General features: G+C 73.2%; 12 protein-coding genes. 5 read left to right on the forward strand and 7 right to left on the reverse strand.

Annotated features, from left to right (window positions below; genetic code table 11):
- Window positions 1-3 precede the first annotated feature (3 nt).
- On the forward strand, window positions 4-1,011 hold the full coding sequence (locus WMF11_RS04745) for a double zinc ribbon domain-containing protein (RefSeq protein ID WP_437976580.1): 1,008 nt from the start codon (window positions 4-6) through the stop codon (window positions 1,009-1,011).
- A 20-nt stretch (window positions 1,012-1,031) separates the two neighbouring features.
- On the opposite strand, the gene WMF11_RS04750 is transcribed toward WMF11_RS04745, so the two are convergent.
- From WMF11_RS04750 to WMF11_RS04775, 6 genes are all read right to left on the reverse strand, one after another.
- The gene (locus WMF11_RS04750; protein WP_437555306.1) at window positions 1,032-1,427 is read right to left on the reverse strand and encodes a DUF4150 domain-containing protein; all 396 of its coding nucleotides are present in this window, start codon (window positions 1,425-1,427) and stop codon (window positions 1,032-1,034) included.
- A 29-nt stretch (window positions 1,428-1,456) separates the two neighbouring features.
- Window positions 1,457-2,164 carry a DUF3540 domain-containing protein gene (locus WMF11_RS04755; RefSeq protein ID WP_437907199.1) on the reverse strand — a complete coding sequence of 236 codons (708 nt, stop codon included), beginning with the start codon at window positions 2,162-2,164 and terminating at the stop codon, window positions 1,457-1,459.
- Window positions 2,165-2,178: 14 nt separating this feature from the next.
- Window positions 2,179-3,240, reverse strand: coding sequence for a pentapeptide repeat-containing protein (locus WMF11_RS04760; protein WP_437976581.1), 1,062 nt, complete (start codon window positions 3,238-3,240; stop codon window positions 2,179-2,181).
- On the reverse strand, window positions 3,237-5,876 hold the full coding sequence (locus tag WMF11_RS04765; RefSeq protein WP_437907201.1) for a DUF2169 family type VI secretion system accessory protein: 2,640 nt from the start codon (window positions 5,874-5,876) through the stop codon (window positions 3,237-3,239). The genes WMF11_RS04760 and WMF11_RS04765 overlap by 4 nt, the downstream gene beginning before the upstream one ends.
- A 7-nt stretch (window positions 5,877-5,883) precedes the next feature.
- Entirely contained in the window at window positions 5,884-8,322 is a 2,439-nt protein-coding gene (locus WMF11_RS04770; protein WP_437976582.1) for a type VI secretion system Vgr family protein, read from the reverse strand.
- A gap of 122 nt (window positions 8,323-8,444) precedes the next feature.
- Complete coding sequence (locus tag WMF11_RS04775; RefSeq protein ID WP_437976583.1) at window positions 8,445-9,596, reverse strand: hypothetical protein; 1,152 nt, start codon at window positions 9,594-9,596, stop codon at window positions 8,445-8,447.
- Window positions 9,597-9,805: 209 nt separating this feature from the next.
- Here WMF11_RS04775 and WMF11_RS04780 point away from each other — a divergent pair, with 209 nt between their 5' ends.
- The 3 genes from WMF11_RS04780 to WMF11_RS04790 all read left to right on the forward strand — a co-directional run bounded on the left by WMF11_RS04780 (window position 9,806) and on the right by WMF11_RS04790 (window position 17,946).
- Window positions 9,806-10,621, forward strand: coding sequence for an N-formylglutamate amidohydrolase (locus WMF11_RS04780; RefSeq protein WP_437976584.1), 816 nt, complete (start codon window positions 9,806-9,808; stop codon window positions 10,619-10,621).
- A 285-nt stretch (window positions 10,622-10,906) separates the two neighbouring features.
- On the forward strand, window positions 10,907-13,735 hold the full coding sequence (locus WMF11_RS04785) for a protein kinase domain-containing protein (protein WP_437976585.1): 2,829 nt from the start codon (window positions 10,907-10,909) through the stop codon (window positions 13,733-13,735).
- A complete protein-coding gene (locus WMF11_RS04790; protein ID WP_437976586.1) occupies window positions 13,735-17,946 on the forward strand; it encodes a DnaJ domain-containing protein in 4,212 nt (1,403 codons plus the stop codon). Before WMF11_RS04785 ends, WMF11_RS04790 begins: the two co-directional genes overlap by 1 nt.
- Window positions 17,947-17,952: 6 nt before the next feature.
- On the opposite strand, the gene WMF11_RS04795 is transcribed toward WMF11_RS04790, so the two are convergent.
- The gene (locus WMF11_RS04795) at window positions 17,953-19,836 is read right to left on the reverse strand and encodes a S41 family peptidase (RefSeq protein WP_437907206.1); all 1,884 of its coding nucleotides are present in this window, start codon (window positions 19,834-19,836) and stop codon (window positions 17,953-17,955) included.
- A gap of 380 nt (window positions 19,837-20,216) precedes the next feature.
- Between WMF11_RS04795 and WMF11_RS04800 the strand changes: the two genes are divergently transcribed.
- On the forward strand, window positions 20,217-21,044 hold the full coding sequence (locus tag WMF11_RS04800; protein ID WP_437976587.1) for a sigma-70 family RNA polymerase sigma factor: 828 nt from the start codon (window positions 20,217-20,219) through the stop codon (window positions 21,042-21,044).
- Window positions 21,045-21,061 lie beyond the last annotated feature (17 nt).

Genomic DNA, 21,061 nt, shown 5'->3' on the forward strand with positions numbered 1-21,061 from the left:
CGCATGGCCACGTGCCCGTTTTGCAAGACCCGATACAGCGGAGGGGCGCTGCTGTGCCGCAACTGCGGCCGGCCGGTCCCGCCAGCGGATATCGCGGAGGAGGCGGGGATCGCGGAGGCGGCTATCGCGGAGCTGGCGCTCGGACCCGGCGATCCGACGCCGAACGTCGCCGCGAATGCGCTGCGCATCTGCCCCCGGTGCGGGCGCGTCGTGCCGACGCGCCACAAGGCATGCAGCGTGTGCCGTGACGACCCGTCCGCACCTGTCGAGGTGGTGCGGCGCGTCGACGATGCGTACTGGGCCCATGTCGCCTTCGCGTGGGCGTGCGCGGGCTGCTCCAGCCGCGTGCCGCTCGCCTCGCTCGCGGACGACGGCCGCGCGGTGTGCCCGACGTGTGGCCACACGCAGGAGCTCTCCGCCCTGCTCTGGCGCACCGCGCTCCGGCACGCGCATGCGGTCGCCGACATGGCTGGCCCCGACCCCGAGGGCGGCGCGGTCGGCCGGCCGCCGATCGCGCCCCTCAACCCCTTCAAAGAGGTCGGCATCGAGCGCGCCGACGCCCCCGGCGAGCGGCTCCGGCCCGACGACGACACGCCCGCCAACCTCGTCGCCGGCCCCGGCCACCCGATCTGCGCGTGCGGCGCGCTCGTCGAACCCCGGTGGCGCGGCGGCGGCTACACGTGCACGTGCGGCGTGAGCCATTCGGGCGAGGTGCCCGCGCTCGTCCGGCGCGCGATGCCGCGCGGCGTGGTCGCGCTCCTCGTTGACCGGGACCGGCCACGCGCGCCCCGTGGCGCCGCCGTGATCGCGCTCGAGTGCCCCCGCTGTCATGCGCCGCTCGACGCGCCCGAAGGGGTGCGCCGTGTGACGTGCAAGTACTGCGGCGGGTCGGCCGCGATCGTCGACCCCGCGGTGCCCGCGCCCTCGCCGTCCCCTGTGCCGCGGCTATGGGTCCTGTTCCGGGGCCCGTCCGGCGCGCGCACCGACCTCGAGGCGAGGGCCGGGAGATGAGGCGCGGCGCCGCGCCCACGTCACGGCGACAGCACGATGGTGTTCGTCACGCTGGGCACGATCTTGGCGCCGAACGCGTCCGTGCTGTTCTGCATCGATAGGCTCGTGAGCCGGGTGACTGGCGCGCAGCCGACGATGACGGTGAAGGCTCCGGTCAGGTTCCGCTGCGGCGCCATCACCGTTCCCGAGGCCACGCCCAACGCGACGCCGGCGTTGTCACCGTTGGTCATCGGCGCGATCGTCGTCATGTTGTGAGCGGGCGCGCAGGTGATGAGCACGTTCGGCACGAAGGCGATGTTCGTCGGCTCGAGCGCGATGTTGGGATAGGGGATGGGCACCGGTCCCGCTGGGGTCGGGGTCAAGCACACGTCGGGAAACGCGAAATTCATCCCACCCGCCTGCGTCTTTGCCAGCATCGCGTCCTCCATTCATCCCATCGAACCGTTCAACCAATCTTGACCTGCTCGCCATCGAGCTTCGCGAGCACCCGCGCGGAGACGATGGTGTTCTCACCGCGCATCGCGGCGAGGTTCTCGGCGCGCAGGTCGTAGTTGCCCACGCGCGCCTGCTCGATGTCGGTCACGAAGCGGAACGCCTGCTTCGCCCGCTGGAGCACGCGCGAGGCGCGCGACTCGACGCGCTCGGCGAACAACGTCGCCTTCTCCGCGAAGCTCGCCTCGACGGAGCGGCCGAGGACCTTCAGCTCCTCGATCATGACGCTCGCGGACCTCGCGCGCATGAGGAGCGAGGCGCCGCTGATGGCGATCTCCCCGCCGGCTTGCAGCTCGAGGGAGCCGTCCGCGACCACGCGGGTCGGCCCGGCGCCGGCGCTCTCGAGCACGGCCAGCACGTACACGGCGTCGGCGGAGACCGAGCACAGGACCCGGTCGCCCGGCGTGACGGCGACGAGGCAGCTCTTGGCCCGCCGCGCGGGACGGGGACCGCCGTCGAGCTGGACGGCGAGCTCGCCGCCGTCCAGCGCGGTGCCGTAGGCGAGCGCCGGCGGGCCGGCGCTGAAGCCGGCTCTGCCGGCGTCACCTCGGGGCTCGGGCGTCGGGCGCGCGTCGAGGTCGACGAGCTGCTCGAGCGAGGGACGCTCCTCGTACGGGGCGATCTCGTGCAGTTCCTGTCTCTTGGCGTTCGTCGCGTGCATGCCTTGCCTCGGGATCAGCGGGCCGTCCGATCGGCCCCGTGGCGCGCCTTCCAGTCCTCCAGCGCGGCGACCTCGGCGTCGTCGCCGAGCCAGTCGCCGCCCGGGATGACCGCGCCGTCGCGCGCCGCGCGGTGCAGCTTCGTGCGAAACATCGAAGCCCTGCTGAAGTCGGCGCCGTTCAGCTGGCAATGGGAGAAGTCGGCGTAGCTGAGCGTCGCGCCGACGAAGCGCGCGCCCGGAAACGCCCCTTTCGCCAGGTAAGCCTCCGTCAGGTCGACGTCCGCGAAGTCCGCGCCGGGCAGGTTCGCGCGCTCGAAGATGGCGTTCTGGAGCTTCGCGCGCGTGAACTTGACCTTGGCGCCGCGCGCCTGGCCGAACAGCGCCTGGGTCAGCACGGCCGCCGAGAAGTCGCAGCCCCCGATGTCGACGGCCGTGAAGTTGCACTGGGTCGCGTCGCACCCGGCGAAGCTCGATCCGGCCACGCTGCCGCGCATGAACTGCGTTCGGAAGAGCTTCGTGCCGGCGAAGGAGCGGGCTCCGAGGCTCGACTCGACGAACGTGGTGAGCGTGAGATTGGCGCCGTCGAGCAGCGCCGTCGCGAGGTCCAGCTTGTAGTACGTCCCGCGGTCGAGGTTGGCGCGCCGGAAGTCCGTGCGGTCGAGGCCGCACTCGAGCACGTTGGCGCGGTCGAGGTTGGCTCCTTCGAACGAGCTGCCCGAGAGCACGCAGTTCGTCCAGGTGGCGAGCGGCGCCTCGCACCCGGCGAAGCTCGCCTGAGGCGCCGGCGACTCGACGAAGGTCGCGCAGATCAGCTTCGCGCCCGAGAAGCTGACGCCGTCGAGCTTGCTGCGGAAGACCGTCGCCATGTGCAGGTCGCTGCCCGAGAGGTCGCACGCGGACAGGTCGCACTCGTTGAGGCTCGCCTCCTTGAGCTGCGCGCCGGCCATCCGCGCGGGGAAGCGCACGCGGTCGAAGACGCCGCCGGAGATGTCGGCGCCCGAGAGGTCGAGGCCCGAGATGTCCCCCTGGACCACCGTGCCGTGGCGGATGGCGTCGATGAGCTGGTCGCGGTTCACGGCGCGGGCCTCGTTGCCCCTTGGTCGAAGCGAGTGAACTTCACGACGGCGTCGGTGAAGCGCGTGTCGCGGTCCCCGATGGCGCGGCTGAAGTCCGCGCGTGTGAGCTGGGCGCCGGTGAAATCAGCGCCGGCCAGCCTGGACTTCGACAGGATCGCCTCGGTCAGGTTCACGCCGCGCAGCGACGCGCCGTCGAGCCGCGCCCGGATCAGCAGCGCGCTGCTCAGGATCGCCCGATCGAAGGTGGCCGCGCTGGCGTCGCACTCCGACAGATCGGCCATCACCATCCTGGCGGCGACGAACTTCGCGCCGGGCAGCGCGGTCGTCCGCAGGCAGCACTTCTCCATCACGGCGTCGGTGAAGTCGGCGCGCGGGAGCTCGCTCTTGTGACCGATCACCGCCTCGCTCATGCGGGCACGAACGAAGCGGGCCTCCTCCCCCTTGCAGGTGACGAAGCAGGCGCGCTGGAGATCGGCGCCCGAGAAGTCCACACGATCGAGCTGGCACTCGATGAACGTCGTCTGCACGAGGTGCGCGGCCGTGACGTTCGATCCCGTGAAATCGGCCCGGAGGAAGGTGCACTGGTCGAGCCGGGCTCCCGCGAGGTCCACGCCGATCCACCTCGTCTCGAGCACGTCGGCGCCCGTGAGCGTGGCGCGGGCGAAGCTCGCGCCCTCCACGCGCGCGCCCATCAGGACGGCCTGCGACAGATCGGCGCCCTCGAAGGAGGCCCTCTCGAGGTTCGCGGCGCCGAGGTTGGCGCCGACGAGCCGCGTGCCTTTGAGGCGCGCGCCGCGCAGGTCGGCCCGGGTGAGCACGGCGCCTTCGAAGATGGCGCCCGAGAGGTCGGCGTCGCGCAGATCGGCGCCCTCGAGGAACGCCCGCGAGAAGTCCATGCCGGTGAGGTCCATCCCGCGGAAATCCGCGCCGGTGAGGTCGCGGTCCGCGAGGGGCTCGCCTGCGTCCCGCGCCACCTGGATCAACGCGCGCGCGATCTCCACCGCCTCCTCCGTCATCGGTGGAGCCGCGGGCGCGAGGTGGGCTGTTTGCTGGTACCCGGTGCGCGTCAGCGCCTCGAGCCGGAGGAGCTCCTCGTGAAACGCGCGGCTCGCGAGCTTCGCCTCGAGCTCGAGGTCCGGCTCGCCGGCCGCCCGCGCGACCCTCGCGAGCTCGGCTTGCTGTCGGAGGTGCGCCTCCGCGCGGAACGTCGGTGGACCGCCGGTGAGCTCGCCTTGCTCCGCGGCCGGGTCGAACCCGGCGGCGCCCATCGCTGCCCGGTGCTCCGCCTTCAGGTCTTCCGCGGCCTTCTTCGCCTTCTCCTCCTCCTCGGCCACCTGCGCTTCGATCGTGAGGAGGTACTGCGCCATGGCGTCGAGGTCGTCCGTCGGCGGGAGCGCGACGGCCGGGAGCGGCTCGGCGAGGCCGTACAGCGCCGGATCGATCCCCTGCGCCTCGCACTCGGCCACGCGCTCCTGGCGCCGGCGCTCGGCGCCGCGCCGCTCGTTCTGCATCGCGATCAGGTCCGGCCTTAGCCACTGGCCTATCGGCCCGAGGTCCATGTTGGCGACCACGCCGGACGCGCGCGCGGGCATGAGGTCGCTGTCGCTCAGATCGTTCAGCGACCCCTTGTCCTTGTCGAGCCTGCGCACGAGGGCCTGCTGGTAGTGCTCGATGGGCCGGGGCGCGGCGGGCTCCTCGCACGCGACGACGAGGTGGACGATGTCGCGCGCATCGTCGTCGGCGACGAGCCTCCAGCCGTGCAGGATCAGGGCGCCGATCCCGGCCGTGGGGAAGAGCCAGACCGTGTCGCAGCGAAGGCCGATCTCGACGAAGCGCTCGCCGTCCGCCGTTCGATGGGTCACGAACGCCCGCGCCACGAGGCCCGGCAGCTCTCCCTCGATCCGGGGGCTCGACGGGTTCATGTTCTCCACCAGGAAGCGCTCGTCGCCCCGCCAGAAACCGGGGAGCCACTGGTCCTCGGGCGCAGCGTTGTACACGGTGGGGTCGTGGTCGGGGGGCAGGCCCGGCGCGTACTTTTCGACGTAGTCGCGCCCGAAGGTCCCAGCCCGCGCGCGCCGCGGCGCGAAGCTCATGTCCATCGGCGCGAAGGACTCGGGCTGGCCGCTGTTCGAGCCGAGGAGGCCGCCGAGCGGCTCGATGTTGGGCAGCGGTCGCACGCGCTTGCCGTCGCGCTCGATGTCCTCCGCGCCGATGCCGTAGGGGTTCCGCGGATAGTCCTTGCCGCCGTAGGCGTGCGCCCAGTCGACGGGCATCTCCGCGAAGGGCTTCGGCTCCGTGGCGAAGCCGAACTGGCGGTGGCGATCGCCCATCACCATGAGCTTCTTGTCGATCGCGCCCACCTTTGCCCGGACGTACGACGCCGTCAGGGGCCGGCCGCCGGGGGTGCAGCAGCGTCCGGCGACGAGCAGCTCCCCGCGCGCCTTGGAGATCCCCTCGTCGAGCACGGCGATCCCGAGATCGCGGGTGACCGCCGGCCAGAACGCGAGCTCGTCGAGGAGCGCCCGCGGGCGGTCCAGGGGGAAGCCGATGATCGCGGCGACGTGGAACTGGGGTCTCCGCAGGTGCTCGATCACGCGCGTCAGGATCGGGATCTTGAGTGGCTTGCAGACCTTCACCGGCCAGTCACTCCTTCTTGAACGCGCCGTTCCAGATTCCGATGGCGTAGTCCGCGATGCCGAACAGGGCAGTCTTCTTCGACATGGCGTACGCGCGCAGGAACATCCCGCCCGTGATCTTCTTGCAGAACTCGTTCTCGACCTTGACCCCGACGGTGTCGATCTTCAGGCCATAGGCGGACTGATAGATCGCCGCTTCGTCCAGCTTGAGGACGCCCGCGGCGCCCTTGTGGGTATACCAGTCGAACCACTTGGTGCTCTTCACCTGCACGTCGACGCCGTTGACCGTCACCTTGGGCGCCGTGAGCTCGATGCTGTCCGAGCCCTGGAGGTTGCAGTGGCCCCCGAGGCCCTTCACGTCGACGTTCCCGGCGGGGGCCTTGATCTCGATGCTCGCGCCCGTGCTGGTGACCGAGATGGCCTGACCGACGGTCGCGGTCCAGCTGTTGTCGATGTTGGACACCCACGTCCCGTAGTGGTCGGTGTTCGTCGCCGTCACGTTGTGCTCCCATCCGCCCGTGACCGTCGACTTCCCTCCAGGCTCGATCGTCTGGGTCAGCCCGCCGTGGATATCCTGCACCATGCCGCCAGCCAGGACCTTGTCGGTCCGGCCGGAGGTGATCTCCGTATTTCGACGGGCATGGTACTTCTCGTTCGAGTCGGCGCCGATGTCGAGCGTGAACGTCGACAGGTAACCGTGGGATACGGCGCCGTACACGAACCAGTTCTGCGTTCCCCAGACGTTGACCCAGGAGTCTCCGCCGACGAAGAGGCCCGAGTTGCCGTCGGTGGTCTGCCAGAGGCTCACGCCGACGTCGACCCCTGCGTTCGTGTCGCCGGTCGCCGCGGCGCCGGGGTTCGTGAAGTACCAGCTCGTCGGCTGGTCGCCGTCCCCGGTGAAGATCTTCGATTGATCGCCGGAGGGATGGCCGAGGTAGATGCCCGTCCTCTTGTTGGGGGACTGGATGAAGATGAACTCCTTCCCCTGCTCGTCCTCCATCACGATCTGGTTGTTGCTGCCCGTGCGAATCACGTTCTGCGTGCGGTTGCGCTCCTTGACGACGCTCGGCTTGTGCGCGTTGGGCACGACGCCCGCGATGAACGGCCGGTCCGGGTCGCCGCCGAGGAAGCCGACCATCACCTCGGTGCCCTTGCGCAGGGGAAAGTGGAACCCCTCGTTCTCTCCGCCGTGCGGCTGGAGCATCCGGACGCGCGTCGACACCTGCGCGTCGGGGAGATCGCTCGTGTCGAACTCGAAGCGGACGAGGTACCGGCCGTCGGCGTCGATCTGGGCATAGGGGCTGTCGGCCGGGCCGCTGACGACCCCGTTCTCGAAGCCGTAGATCCGCGGCCACGGGGTCGACTGCGGCGCACGGTACTGTGCGCTCGCGGGCACGGCGAAGAGCTTCATCTTGTACGTGTCGGTGCCCTTGATGCCCGTCATGCGGACCACCTCGGGCGTCACGCCCGCGTGGGAGCCCTCGTGCTCCACCTCCACGGCGAGCCAGCTGTCTGCGAGGTCGTCCGGTCCGTCGTCGATGGTGAAGCGGTAGCCTGACCGCGGCCCGAGAGCGCTGCCCGCCGCGCGGAGCGTGCGCTCGCGGCAGCCGATGGATTCGGCCCGCACCGTCGCGATGCGCTTGGCGTCGCTCTCGCCGAACACGCGAGCGCCGTACTCCCGGATCGTCCCGACGCCGCGCTCGGTCACGTCGCTGTCGCTCTTCACGGAAGCCGACGGGTTCGCGTAGTTGTAGTCGGCGATGGTGACCGTCTTCGGGAGCCACCGCACGTCGGCCTCCATCGAATGCAGCCCGGGCGGCGCCGTGACGTCGTCGCCCAGGATCGGCGTGTACCTCACGTGGCCGCCGCCCGGGAAGTCGTCGTGGAGCTCGCGGCTGTCCGCGATGACGAGGACCTCGCTCGGCTTGTCGTCGCTCTGCTCGAAGTAATAGTAGAGGCCCTCGCGCTCGCACCACCGGTGGAAGAAGTCGAGGAGGGTCTCGCGGTACTGCGCGACGAACTCCTCCTTCGGGTACGTGCCGACGACGGAGAACCGGAATTCACTCGTGCTCAGGCCGCCGGCCTTCAGCGTGTCGGTCAGGAACTCGTCCACCTGCTTGTCGGTGAAGATGAAGCTCCGCCAGAAGTGACGAAGCATCCAGAGCTTGGGGACGAGCAGCGCCCGGTACAGGGCGCGCTCGGCCGTCTGGTGGAGCAGCCGCGTCCCCGCGATCACGCCGTGGAACACGACCGGGACCGCGTCTTCGCCGCGGCTGATCGTGAGCTTGGCCCGCTCGCCGACCGCATCCTGGACAGCCGTGCCGACAGGGACGGTGAAGAACAGCTCGAACTCGTACGGCCGAGATATCTCCTCCTTGCCGCGGAACCCGACGAAGGAGATGTTTTCGAGCTTCGAGCACGCGAGAGAGTAGAGCGCGGTGGGCATGTCTTGCCTCTTGCGACGCGGGGAGTGTGAACGGAGAGTCTCGGCCGGGCCTCGATTCGTGTCAACCGCTCACGCCGCGCCCGTAACCCGGCGGCGCGCCATCGAGGCCGTGGGGCCGGCGGTCAGGTGCCTTGGCGGAAGTACCTCCGCGCGTTCTCCCGCATGCGCTCCCATTGCTCGGCGAGCGCCGGATCGGCCGAGAGCCGCGCCTGCCAGAAGCGGTCGAGCGCCACCCGCTCGTCCGGGGTCCTCACACCATATCGGCTCTGGGTGTTCTGGGCATGGAGAGGATAGAGCTCGCAGGCCACCACCATCCCCGCATACTGCTCCAGCGTGAGCGGGGCGATGCTGGCGGCAGCGCCCACGCCCGAAGACGGCGCTGCGGGGCTGGTCTGGGGCGGCGCGCGCCAGGACGTGAGCTCGGGACCCATCGAGGCGCGCTCCTCGCGCGGAGCTGCGGCCGGCGCCGCCGGCGGCGGCGCCGAGGCGGAGGCCGGCGCCGCCGAGGAGGGGGGAGGGCGGAACGGCAGCACCGAATCGTACCGGGGCGCCGAGGACGACGGCGTGGGACGGTCCCACCCCGCCCTGGCCGCGAACGGGAGCGGGCTCGTCGTGGACGCGAAAGGCAGCGCGCCCAAGACCTGCAGCGGCGTGGGCGGCAGCGTGGCATCCGCCAGCGGGGGCGCCGGCGCCGCTGCGGCGGGCGTCGGCGCCGCTGCGGGGGCGGGCGTGAACGGCAGCGGCCCCACGGCGGCCGGCGTCGGCGCGGAGAACGGGACGGGACCGGCGGGCGCCGGGGCGACATCGGACGAGGGGCTCAGTGCGAGCGCAGGCGGCGAGAGCGGCCCTGCCAGCGGCGCCGCCGTCCCTTGCGGCCATGTCGACGCGACGTGCGGCGGCGGGCCCGCGGCCGCTTCTGCCGCCTCGGCCTTGCGCGTCCGCGCCGCCCCCTTCGCCTCGGCCAGGCGGCGCTCCAGGAGCCCTTTCACCTCGGCGAGCGCCGCCCATGCGTCGGGCCCGCCCTCCTCCATCTCCGCGATGCCGCCGATCGCCAGCAAGAGGTCCCGGGCCGCGCGGAGCGCGGACTCCTCGACGGTGCGCCCGGGCATGTGACGTTTCGAGAACGCCGGCAGGTCCTCGTCCTCGCAGCGCGCGAGCTGAGCGAGGCGCTGGGCGACCCGGCGCCGCGCTGGGTCGGCGCTGCCGCCGAGGCTCGGGCGCATGGCCTCGTCGAGCTTCGCGAGGGCCTGGGCGATGGACGTGTTGTCGCTCACGGGGAATCACACATGGACACGAGGACCGCCGACCTAGGAGTGTCGCTAGCCCTCCCGCACCACGTCAAGGGGGGCGGGGTTGCCGGTTGCATTCTGCGGCGGAGGAGCGCTCGCCGGACCGGTGTATCCTCCTGCCGCATGCGCCACGCGCATCACGCGCTCGCCCCTCGCGACGACACGTCCTCCGGCACACTCCGGCGCCTGGCAGGATGACCGCTCCGCACTTCGAGATCCTGGGCCCCGATGCGCCCGGCCCCGTCGTTGTCGAGGTCCCCCACGCGGGCCTCGGGCTCGATCCGCTCACCGCGCGGGGCCTCGGCCTCCCCTCGATCGCGCTCGACGCAGGCGCGCCCTGGGCCGACTCGGACGTGGGCGCCGCAGCCGTGTGCGAGGGGCTCGAGGCCAGGGGCGTGCGGCGCGTCGTCGCCACGGCGAGCCGCTACGTCGTCGATCTCAACTCGGAGCCGCGCGTGCCGACGCCCTATGAAGACAAGCTCCCGCCGGGGCTCGGCGACGTGCGCCGCTTCTCGTGCGCCGGCGTCATGTGGTGGGAGCGCCGGCGATCGCGCGCCGAGGTCGAGGCGCTCCTCGCAGAGGTCTTCGCGCCGTACCACGACGCCGTCGCCGCCGAGCTCGCGGCGTCGTGCGCGCGCCACGGCCGCGCCGCCCTCCTCGCGGTCCACACGTACCCCGACGGAGGCCGGAAGGACGCGCCGGACGTCGTGCTCGGGACCCGAGACGGCCGATGCGCGCGCCCGGCGGTGCGCGACGCCCTGGCGCGCGCGGCGCGGGACCATGGGCTCTCCGTCGGCGTCGAGGCGCCGTTTCCGGGCGGCTACTCCGTGCTCCGCCACGCCGCGCCCTGCGTCGACGCGATCCAGATCGAGCTGGCCCGGGCGCTCGTGTGCTCGCCCGGCGATCGGCGCCGCCCGGCGCTCGACCCGGACCGCGTGGCGCGGATGACGGCGGTGCTGCGCTCGCTGGTGGACGCGCTGGCCATCGAGCTTTCGCTCGGCGCCCCGTGACGTGCGTCCGTGGAGGCTGGACAGGCCAACGTCAAGCCGGCGGCGGCGCCCGCGACCCCCCCGACGTCGGCCGGCGGTCCGCCCTCGTGATCCTGGCCGGCTCGCCGCCCGTGCGGCGATCGCACCCCTGGCCGGACGCCCGGCGGGTGGAGAGAGCTACCGTGCCAGCGATCGCCCTGCGCCTGCCTGGCGCCAGGAAACGGTAAGGCTCACCGCCCGCCCGCCGAAATCCGGAACCTGGGGCGGGCGGGGAGGTGATACGATTTCCCGCCTTCCGGTGGCCGAATGACCTCACGTGGCGTCCTCCCCGAGTCCGTCATCCCTCCGCCCTCGGAAGTCACGGACGCGCCGGACGAGAAGCAGCGGGCGCGCGCCCGCCTCGGGATGACCGTCAAGAACAAGTGGCGGATCGACTCGCTCCTCGGCGTGGGCGGCATGGCCTCCGTGTACGCCGCCACCCACCACCGGAACGGCTCGCGCGCCGCGCTGAAGATCCTGCACGCCGAGTTCGCGCGCGACGTCGGCATCCGCGAGCGGTTCCTGCGCGAGGGCTACGTCGCCAACAAGATCGATCACCCCGGCCGGGTCGCGATCCTCGACGACGACATCACCGAGCAGGACGAGCCGTTCCTCGTGATGGAGCTGCTCGACGGGGAGACCGTCCAGCAGCTCTGGAAGCGCAAGAGCCGGAAGCTCCCCGTCGCCGAGGCGCTCTGGATCGCGGGCGAGGTGCTCCACACGCTCGAGAGCTTCCACGCGGAGGGCATCGTCCACCGCGACCTGAAGCCCGCGAACATCTTCATCACGAAGGACAACGTGGTGAAGCTGCTCGACTTCGGCGTGGCGAGGATGCGCGGCGCGCCCGGCGACAAGACCAAGGCGGGCACGGCGCTCGGGACCCCCTCGTTCATGGCGCCCGAGCAGGCGATGGGGCTGACCGAGGGGGTCGACGGGCGGGCGGATCTCTTCTCGATCGGCGCGACCCTGTACGCCGTGCTCAGCGGGCAGCGCCTCCACCAGGGGCGCTCGGACAACGAGGCGTTCATCCTCGCGGCGACGACGCCGGCGCCGTCGCTCGCGCGGATCGCGCCCGAGCTGCCCGCCTCGGTCATCGGCCTCGTCGACAAGGCGCTCGCCTGGGACAAGCGCAACCGCTTCGAGTCGGCCGCGCAGATGCGGCAGGAGGCGCTGCGCGTCCTCGAGGAGGTCGGCGCGTCCTTGCCCCGCCGCTCCTCGCCGCAGAGCACGAAGCGCCCCCCGCCGGACGACTCGCCCACGGCCGTCGGGATGCGGGCGGCGGAGGAGCCCGTGCCCCAGGACGAGCTGGGCGAGGCGGAGCCGGACGATCCCGCGGTGACGCGGCTCACCGAGGTGTTCCGCCGCATGGAGCGGCTGCTCCCGGCGGTGCGTCACTACGGCTGGACCCACCCGGACGCGGACAACAAACTCCGCGCGACCTTCCAGGCGATCGTGGAGGCGCTGCGCGCGGACGGGAGCCTCGTTTACTGGACGCTGACGCCATACGCCTTCGAGCATCGCCGGCGGACGGTGTGGGAGCCGTCGCACCCGCTCGACCTCGTCCCGTACAACCTCTTCGCGGCCGGCGTGCGGCGCGTCCAGCTGCTCCCTGGCATCACGGAGGACGAGCTGCGCGCCCTCTGCGAGGTGCTGCTGCTCGATCCGCTGCGCGACCTCGCCCCCGAGGACGACGTCGCGGCCGCCCTGTGGGAGCGCCGCCTCGAGCACGTGCGCTACGACGTGGTGAGCATCTTCGTCGAGGGGGACGCGGCCGATCGCGAGCAGTTCTGGCACGAGGCCGACGACCTCGAGGGCATGGCCCGGCGCGCCGCCGAGGAGAAGGCGAACCGCGCCGAGGCGGCGGCGATGGTCATCGACACCGACGCCGCCGCGCTGCGCGCCGCGCGCCGCGCCGCGAGCGCGCTCGCGCTCGACCCGGTCGCGCAGCGCGCGCTCGGCACGCAGCTCGTCATGAGCCCGGACCGCTGGAGCGAGCGCTTCGTCGAGGTCGTGGCCGACGCCTTCCTGAACGCCAGGCGGTACAAGGACGTCGAGCTCGTGACCGAGCCGATGGCCGCCTCGGCGCGCGATCTCATCCTCGCGCGCCGCTTCGAGGTGCTCTTCGGGATGCACGACGCCATCGAGAAGGCCCTCGACGCGCTCGCGCCCAGGCAGCAGGGGGGCGCGCTCGCGACGGAGCTCGCCCGGGGGATGTTCCCGCCCGACACGGTGCGGCTGCTCCTCCGCGAGGCGACGCGCGTCGTCATGACGTCCGCCCCCGGCGGCGCGGCGCAGCCCGCCCCCGTGGACCTCGATCTGGTCGCGCAGCGGCTCGCGCCCATCCTGAACAAGCTCGGCAGCGAGACCCTGCCCGTCGCGATGGAGGTCGTGGGGCACACCGGCCACGAGGCGCTGCGCCGCGCGCTGCTCGGCCACGTCGAGCGGACGCTGCCCGGGCACGAGGAGGGGGTCGTGGACGCGCTCATGACGCTGGATCTCGACGTGGCCCGCCCGATCCTCAAGATGTTCGCCGCGTCGCGGACGCAGGGCGCCCTGGGCGCGCTGAAGCGGCTCTCCGGGTGCGCGAACGCGGCGCTCCGCTGCGAGGCGATCGCGCACCTCGCGACGAGCCCCGAGCAGATCCGGGACGAGCTGCTCTCGCTCGCCGAGTCGGCGCCGCCCGACGTGCGCGTCGCGGCGCTCCGCACGCTGGCGCACCACCAGGTCCGCGCGGCCGGCCCGCTGCTCGTCCGCCGCGTGCAGGACAGCTCGTTCCACCAGCTCACGCTCGACGAGCGGCGCGAGTTCCTCGGCGCGCTCTACACGCTCAACCCGGCGCGCGGCGAGTCGGTCGCCGTCGAGCTGCTCCAGCGGCACGGCCTCCTCGCCGACGACGCGGCGGAGCAGACCCGCTGCCTCTCGGCCGAGCTGCTCGGCCGAGAGGCGCGCTCGCAGGAGGCGCTCGACGCCGCGCTCGCCGCCACGAAGCGGCGGCCCTGGAACAGCCAGGCGCTGCGCGACGCCGCGGGCGCCGCCGCCGAGGCCATCGCCGCGCGCCTCGGCAAGCGGATCTCGACCGCCGGGGAGGTCCCGTGATGGCGCCCCAGGTCGACGTCATCAGCCAGAACGTGTCGGAGAACATCCGCCGCGAGCAGGCGCGCGATCTCGCCGCCAGCGTGGTGCAGGCCCTCTTCCGGCTGGTGAAGCTCTCGACGCTGCACGCGATCGACAACCAGGCCATGGTGCGGCAGGTCGAGGAGACGGTCTCGCTCGTCCAGGACTTCGGCCAGCGCTCCGGTCACAACGTCTCGATCCTGTTCACCCGCGGCTCGGTGTTCGTCTCCGGGCAGCTCCTCAAGGCGAACCGCGCCGTCTACGAGGGCGCGCTCGAGCTCGGCGACGTCCTCGGCCGCTGCGGCTACTCCGAGATCGGCGTCGCCAAGGACGTCCGCGCGAGCGATCTCTACGCCCTCGCCTCCGCGCTCGCCGAGGCCCTCCGCAGCAGCAAGCCGGCGCTCGCCGACCGCCCGTCGCCGCGCGTCCGCCTGCGCGCCGTGGACGAGGCCGTGCTCCGCCGCGAGGTGGCGATCGATCGCGAGGGCGACGAGACCTCCGCGATCGTGCGCACCTACGCGACGGCGATCGTGATCATCCGCCGGTTCTACGACGACCTGCGGCGCGGCCGGTACACGCTGCGGCAGGGCGTCAAGCGCATCACGCAGCGCCTCGTCGACCTCTCCGCGAACGAGACGCCGGCCTTCCTGGGCGTCACCGCGCTGCGCAACCAGAACCACGACGACGCCGGGCGCGCCGTGAACACCGCGATCCTGAGCCTCGCGATGGCGCGGCAGATCACGAGCGACGTCGTCCTTCTCCAGCGGCTCTCGATGGCGGCGCTGCTCTTCGACATCGCCCGGCCGCGCCTCACGGGCGCCGCGACGAGCGGCTCGGGCGGGCTCGTCCCGCAGCTGAGCGAGCAGCAGGAGGCGGACGTCCCGGCGGGCACGGCGGTCGTGCTGACCGCGCTCGGCCTCGTCAACGAGCCGAGCGTGATGCGCACCGTCGTGGCCTACGAGGCGCACTGGGTGCGCCGCCAGCCGGCGCTCGGCCCGGTCTACCGCGGCCTCCGCCAGCCGACGCTCCAGGCGCGGATCCTCGCGACCGCCCGCGCGTTCAACGACCTCCTGACGCCGGCCCCGGGCGAGGCGCCGCTCTCCGCCGACGAGGCCATCGCCAAGCTCGAGCGGGAGGCGGCCGATCCGGCGGACCGCGCGGTGCTGCGGCTGCTCGTGGGCGCGCTCGGCATCTTTCCGACCGGCACGCTCGTGGAGCTCTCGACCGGGGAGGTCGCGCTCGTCGTGCAGACGCCGGCGCACCCGGCCCGCTACTCGCAGCCGCGCGTCCGGCTGGTGCTCGACGCCGCCGGCGGTCCCATCCCGCGCGCGCTCGAGGTCGATCTCGCCGAGCGGCCTCGCCAGGGCGAGCCGCCGCGGCACATCCGCCGGATCGTCGCGACGAGCGACGACCCCGCCGCCGCGTCGATGCGCGCCCACGCGGCGATCCAGGAGGCGCCGCAGGTGTCGCTCCGCTCGCCGGTGCTCGCGGCGGAGTCGCCGCCGATCCGCAACGCGCCGGCGTCGCCGCTCGGCAACCTGCGCATGCCGCCGCAGCAGCAGATCACGCGGCCCTCGTCGCCCACGCTGCCCATGACCAACGCGCCGGCGAGCCGGAGGACGCAGCCGCGGGCCAGCGACGCCGCCCGCGGGCCCGCCTCGCCGCCCGAGGCCACGTTCGGTGGGCTGCCGGACGACGGCGCGGAGGCCAGGATGCTCGCGGATCTGCCGCCTGCGCCGTCCGGCAGGCTGTCTCCGCCCTTGCGGTCAGGGCGCACGACGGCGCGCTGGCCCGATCCGCCGCATCTGGAGCCCGCCGCGGTGGCGGACCCAACCTCGCCCGCCCCGGGCGCTCATGGAGAGGAGTCGTGGTCGGTGCAGACAGACAGCGATCCGGACGAGGTCCCCGAGGAGAGCGCGCGGCCGCCGTCGGTGCGCACCCGCGGCTGGGGAGATCCGCCGCAGCGGCGCGAGCGCAACCCCGTGTCTGATCTGCCTCCGTCGGCGATGGCCGGTCCGATCGCCGTGCTGTCGTTGCCGGGCGACCCGCCGACCGCGGAGGGCACGCTCGCGCGCACGCCGCTCGTCCACCTGCTCGTGTACATGCTCGACCGGCGCCTCACCGGCACGACGTGCTTCATCGACCCCGACGGCGTCCGCCACGGCATCTTCTTCAGCGACGGCGTGCCCGCCAAGATCTGGACCGGGACGATCATCGCCCCGCTCGATCGGGTGATCCTCGATCTCGGCCTCCTGGACGAGGCGACGCTGCGAGAGACGCTCCGGGACATCACCAAGCGACGGGTGCTGCATGGCCGGCTGCTCGTCTCCCGGGGCCTGCTCGACAGGGAGACGGTGTCCGGCGTGCTGCGCGAGCAGCTCGTGCGCAAGCTGGTCGCGCTCTACGATCTCCCGCCCGCGACGCGTTACGCCTACTACGACGCCCAGAACCTGCTGTCGTCCTACGGCGGTCCGGAGCTCATCGGGTGCGAGCCCCTCGCGGTGATCATGGCGGGCGTCCGGCTCCACGCCGACGATCCGCTCATCGACACGACCCTGGACCGGATCCAGAACCGGCAGCTCGGGCTCCACGTCGAGGCCGAGCTGAAGCGGTTCCAGCTCCATCGCGACGAGGCGGCCATCGTGGATCTCCTGCGGATGCGGCGCATGACGCTGGCCGAGCTGCTCGCCGCCGGCGTCGCGCAGGAGCGCGTCGTGCGGCTGATGATCTATGCGCTCGCGATCACGCGGCACCTCGATCTCGGCGCGCCGGGCCGGCGCCCTGTCGGGGTCGGCGGTCCCGCCGGGCCCGGCAGGGAGCGGGCCGCTGGCGCGCCCCCGGCCGAGGCGGGGCCAGCGCCCACGCGCGAGCCCTCCGGCGCGGCGGCGCGCTCGCCGCGCGCCACCGTGGGCTCGACGGGCTCGACGATGCCCGGTCCACGCCCGGCGCGGGGCGAGGCCGAAGGCCGCGCACCGCAGCGGCAGCCCGACGACGTCGCGGCGCCGTCCAGCAGGCGCGCTGGGGTCCCGGTCGCCCCGCGCCGCTCCACGGCGCCACCCCCGGCCGCGGCGCCGGAGGCGGCGTCGTGGACCGGCGCGCCGACCCTGAGCCCGGCGGCGCCCTTCGACGCGCGCGCGTCCGGCGGCGATCCGGGCGGCGGTTACCGCGGCGTGGATCCGAAGGCGCTGAGGCCGCCTCCTGCGCCGACCTTCGCCGGCGCCCGCGTTGCGCCGCCGCCCCCGCAGGCGCCCACCGTCAAGATGGCGGCGGTCGGCCCGGAGGGCAGGGCCGCGCGAGGGGCGGGGCGCGCCGAGGCGCCCTCGCCCGTGCCGCCGGCGCGCGCCGCGGAGCCGGCGAAGCCGCAGGGACCGGCGGCGCTCGCGCCCGATCTCCCGCCGCTGCCGCGCGCCGCGCCGAACCCCGAGCTCGCCGCGCGCCGCGCGGAGATCGAGGCGCGCGCCGCGTCGATCGACGGCGAGGGCTTCTTCGAGATGCTCGGCGTCGCGGAGGACGCCCCTCCGGAGCGCGTGCAGAGCGCCTATTTCGCGCTCGCCAAGCGGTGGCACCCCGACCGGACGCCGGCGGAGCTCCAGGACGTCAAGCCGCTCGTCGCGCGCGTGTTCGCCCGCATCAGCGAGGCCTACCAGACGCTGAGCGATCCGAAGCGGCGCGCCGAGTACCAGAGCGCGCCGAAGGAGGCCCCGCCCCCCGCCGAGGACGAGCAGCGGATCGCCCGCGCCGTCGACGCCGCGCTCGAGTTCCAGAAGGCCGAGATCCTGCTCAAGAAGAACGACCTCGCGGGCGCCGAGGCCCGCGCGCGGCGCGCGCTCAACGCCGACCCGGAGCAGCCCGAGTACATGACGTTGCTCGTCTGGATCCAGGCGCAGCGGCGCGGCGATCCGCCCGTGCTCGCGGAGGGGGCCACGAGCGCGCACTACGACGATCTGATCCAGACGCTGGATGCCGTCCTGGAGAAGGAGCCTCGCTACGAGCGGGCGCTCTTCTACCGCGGCATGCTCCTCAAGCGCTCGGGGAGGATCGACAAGGCGATCGGCGATTTCCGCCTGGCGGCGGAGCTCAACCCGAAGAACCTCGACGCGATCCGCGAGGTCCGCCTGCAGGAGATGCGGAGCCGCACGACGAGCGATCCGACGCCCGCGGGGGGCCTCCTCGGCAAGTTCTGGAAGCGCTGACGCGCGTCAGCGCGCTGCCGCGGGCACCGCGCCGAGCGACCGCAGCGCGCGGCAGACCGTCTCGTCGCGGCAGGGCCCTATCCGCCCTGCGTGCGCCGGCCAGGGCACGTCGCGCACGCGGTGCAGATCGCGCACGTCGGGGCCTCGCCACGGGCCGAGCGCCCGGTCCACGCGCGCCTCTCGCTCGTTCGTCGCCGGCAGCGACAGCTGCACCTGCGGCACGATGCCCACCTTCTGCACCGGCGCGCCGTCGGGGAGCGCGTAGAGGAGCGTCGTGAGCCGCAGCACGCCGACGTGGGCGTCGTCGTCGAGGTATTCCTGAGCGCACCCCTTGCCGTACGTCCGATCGCCGATGATCACCCCGCGCCGGTAGCTGGCGATCGCGCCGGCGATCATCTCCGCCGCGCTCGCGGAGTCGCCGTCGACGAGCACCGCGAGCGGCCCGCTCCACCCGCGCTCCTCCGGGACCTCGGGCGAGCGCTCCACCTCGACGCCGCCGTCGCGGCGCCGCATCGGGAACAGCGGTACGCCCGGCAGGAACAGCCCGAGCGCGGCGATCGCGCCGTCGGTCGAGCCGCCGCCGTTCGCGCGCACGTCCAGCATCACGCCCCGCGTGTCGCCTTGCGCGCGAGCGCGGAGGAGCGCCGCCGCGACCCGATCCCCGAGGTCGTCGGGCACGTCGGGGATGGCGATCACCGCGACCTTGCCGTCCCCGTAGCGCACCAGATCGAGCGGCAGCTCCGAGGGCGCCGCCTCGGCCGGCTGCGGTCCGACCGGGTGCGGCGCGACGGTCAGCTCGAGGGGCGCCGCGACCCCGCGCCGCAGCAGCGCCACGCGAGCGGTCGTCCCGGGGTGCACGTCGGACAGCACGGCGAGCTGCTCGGCCTGCTCGACGCTCATGCCGGAGATCGGCAGATCCTGGATCCGGAGCACCACGTCCCCGTCCTCGAGCGGCGCGAGCGCGCCGCGGTCGATGCGCACCCCGATCGAGGTGCGCGTCATCTCTTGCCAGAGCCGGGCCGGCGGGTGCGCCTCGAGGTCGAGATCGTAGATGGAGACCTCCTCCTCGAGCGGCGCCCAGGCGCCGTGCGCGTCCAGCTGGGGCACGTAGGCCCGCACCGCGGCGGCGATCACCGTGCGCGCCCAGCCGTCCTCGCTCATCGAGGGCGCCGCCCGCTCGCGCACGGCGTCCACGTACCGGGCGAGCGGCTCCCCGACATGCGCGCGCAGCCCGCCGACCTCCCGGCCGAGCTTGCGCGCGAGATCCCGGGCGCTGCGCGTCACCTCGCCGTCCTCGAACGGCGCCGACGACACCAGCTCCCACGCCGCGGCGTGGGTCGCGGGCGGGCTGGCCAGGCCGCGCCGGTAGCCGTCATCGAAGAGCGTCTCGAGCTCGCGCGACCACCGGGCGAGCTCCTGCCCGACGCGCAGCGCCGCCGCGCACGGCCCGCTGCCCACGGGCGCCTGCAGCTCGTCCAGGAGCGCGGCGGCTTCCCGCTGCAGCGAGGCGCCCACGGGCGTGTCGGGGGCGACCGACCACAGCCCGTGCGGATCCAGCCAGTCGGAGGTCGCTTCGGCAAACTTTGCGGGATCGACGCGGAGCGGCGGGGCGGCCAGCGTGGTGCGGGCCTGGGCCACGATGGCGCGGGCCTGCTCGCAGCCGAGCGACGTCGGCGCCCCGGTCGGCACCGCGATGCCGCGGTCGAGGGCGTTCGGGTCGCAGCCGACGCCGTCGATCTCCTCGTCATCCGGCGCGACGGTGTGGAGCAAGGGCCGCGCGATCCCGCGCCGCGCCCTCGCGAGGGGGATCTCCGCCTCGCGCGAGAGCAAGGCGAGCGTCGCCAGGCTTGCGGCGATGCACGCGACGGAGCCCGCGACGCGCGTCCTCACTGCTCCCCGGATATCACGATGCGGCGCGCGGGGGCAGGGGCGACCGCGGCGGCGTCCCCGCGGAGAGCGAGCGCGCGCGCCGCGCGGGCGACGCCGTCGCCCGCGGCCTGGGGCCTCGGCGCGCACCTCGCCCGCCTCGTTCGCCGCTCGTGCGCTGTGGATCTGGGCTCAGCGCTGCGCATTCGTGCTCCTCCGCTTTCCCGCAAAGCTTTCGCTTCCGTCGAGGGATCCGAACACGTTGCGCATTCCAGCGCAAAAAAAGGCGATTTCCTAGGGTCAATCCCGGCATCACGCCTGCATCTGCCCCGGTGCCGCCCGCCGGCCCGCAGGGGCTCGCAAGCCCTTCTTGATCGGCGCGCGCGGTGGAGAGCGGAGAGATCATGAGCGCCACCTGGGATCGTGCGGCATTCTCGGCTTATCGTACAGAGCTCGCGAACTACGCCACCCTGAGCCCGGAGGCCGAGCGAGAGCTCGCGTTCCGCTGGCGAGCTGGTGACCGGGACGCTGGCCGGCGCCTCATCGAGGCGTGTCTGCCGTTCGTGATGACGATCGCTCTCGAGTACCGCCGCTGGGGCCTGCCGATGGAGGACATCGTGCAGGAGGGGAACATCGGCCTCCTGAAGGCCGCGGAGCGCTTCGATCCGGACCGCGGCTGCCGCCTGGCGACGTACGCGGCCTACTGGATCCGCGCGGAGATCCGCGAGCACGTGGCGCGGGGGTACCGGATCGTGCGCCTCGGGTCGTCGAAGAGCGAGCGGCGCGCGCTGCGCATCTACCGCAAGACGCACGAGAAGGACCCGGCGGTGCTCGCGGAGCTGAGCGGCCTGTCGGAGGAGCGGGCGGCCGAGCTGCTGCCGCTGCTCATGGCGCGCGACGTCAGCCTGGAGCGCTCTCCGACCGAGGACGGCGTAGCTCCGGTGGAGCGGCTCGCGTCGAGCGCGCACACGCCGGAGGACGAGGCCTGCGACGCCGACGAGCGCGCGCTGCTCTCGCGCGCGCTGCTCCAGGTCGTGAACGAGCTGTCGCCCCGCGAGCGCTCCATCATGCACCAGCGCTGGCTGACGGACAGCCCCGTGACGCTCGAGCAGCTCGGCGCCGACTTCGGCGTCAGCAAGGAGCGCGTGCGGCAGATCGAGGAGCGCGCCAAGAAGCGGATGCGCGCGCGCATCGAGGAGATCACCCGGGAGCCCATGGCCAAGAGCGCCTAGGCGCGTGGCTCTCCCGC

Source organism: Sorangium sp. So ce295 (assembly GCF_051527405.1).
Lineage (GTDB): Bacteria > Myxococcota_A > Polyangia > Polyangiales > Polyangiaceae > Sorangium > Sorangium cellulosum_B.

Bases quoted from the DNA above. Each gene is read 5' to 3' on its own strand.
- WMF11_RS04745 (WP_437976580.1), top strand. From the start codon at position 4: ATGGCCACGTGCCCGTTTTGCAAGACCCGATACAGCGGAGGGGCGCTG.
- WMF11_RS04770 (WP_437976582.1), bottom strand. From the start codon at position 8,322: ATGCCCACCGCGCTCTACTCTCTCGCGTGCTCGAAGCTCGAAAACATC.
- WMF11_RS04750 (WP_437555306.1), bottom strand. From the start codon at position 1,427: ATGCTGGCAAAGACGCAGGCGGGTGGGATGAATTTCGCGTTTCCCGAC.
- WMF11_RS04755 (WP_437907199.1), bottom strand. From the start codon at position 2,164: ATGCACGCGACGAACGCCAAGAGACAGGAACTGCACGAGATCGCCCCG.
- WMF11_RS04790 (WP_437976586.1), top strand. From the start codon at position 13,735: ATGGCGCCCCAGGTCGACGTCATCAGCCAGAACGTGTCGGAGAACATC.
- WMF11_RS04780 (WP_437976584.1), top strand. From the start codon at position 9,806: ATGACCGCTCCGCACTTCGAGATCCTGGGCCCCGATGCGCCCGGCCCC.
- WMF11_RS04785 (WP_437976585.1), top strand. From the start codon at position 10,907: ATGACCTCACGTGGCGTCCTCCCCGAGTCCGTCATCCCTCCGCCCTCG.
- WMF11_RS04800 (WP_437976587.1), top strand. From the start codon at position 20,217: ATGAGCGCCACCTGGGATCGTGCGGCATTCTCGGCTTATCGTACAGAG.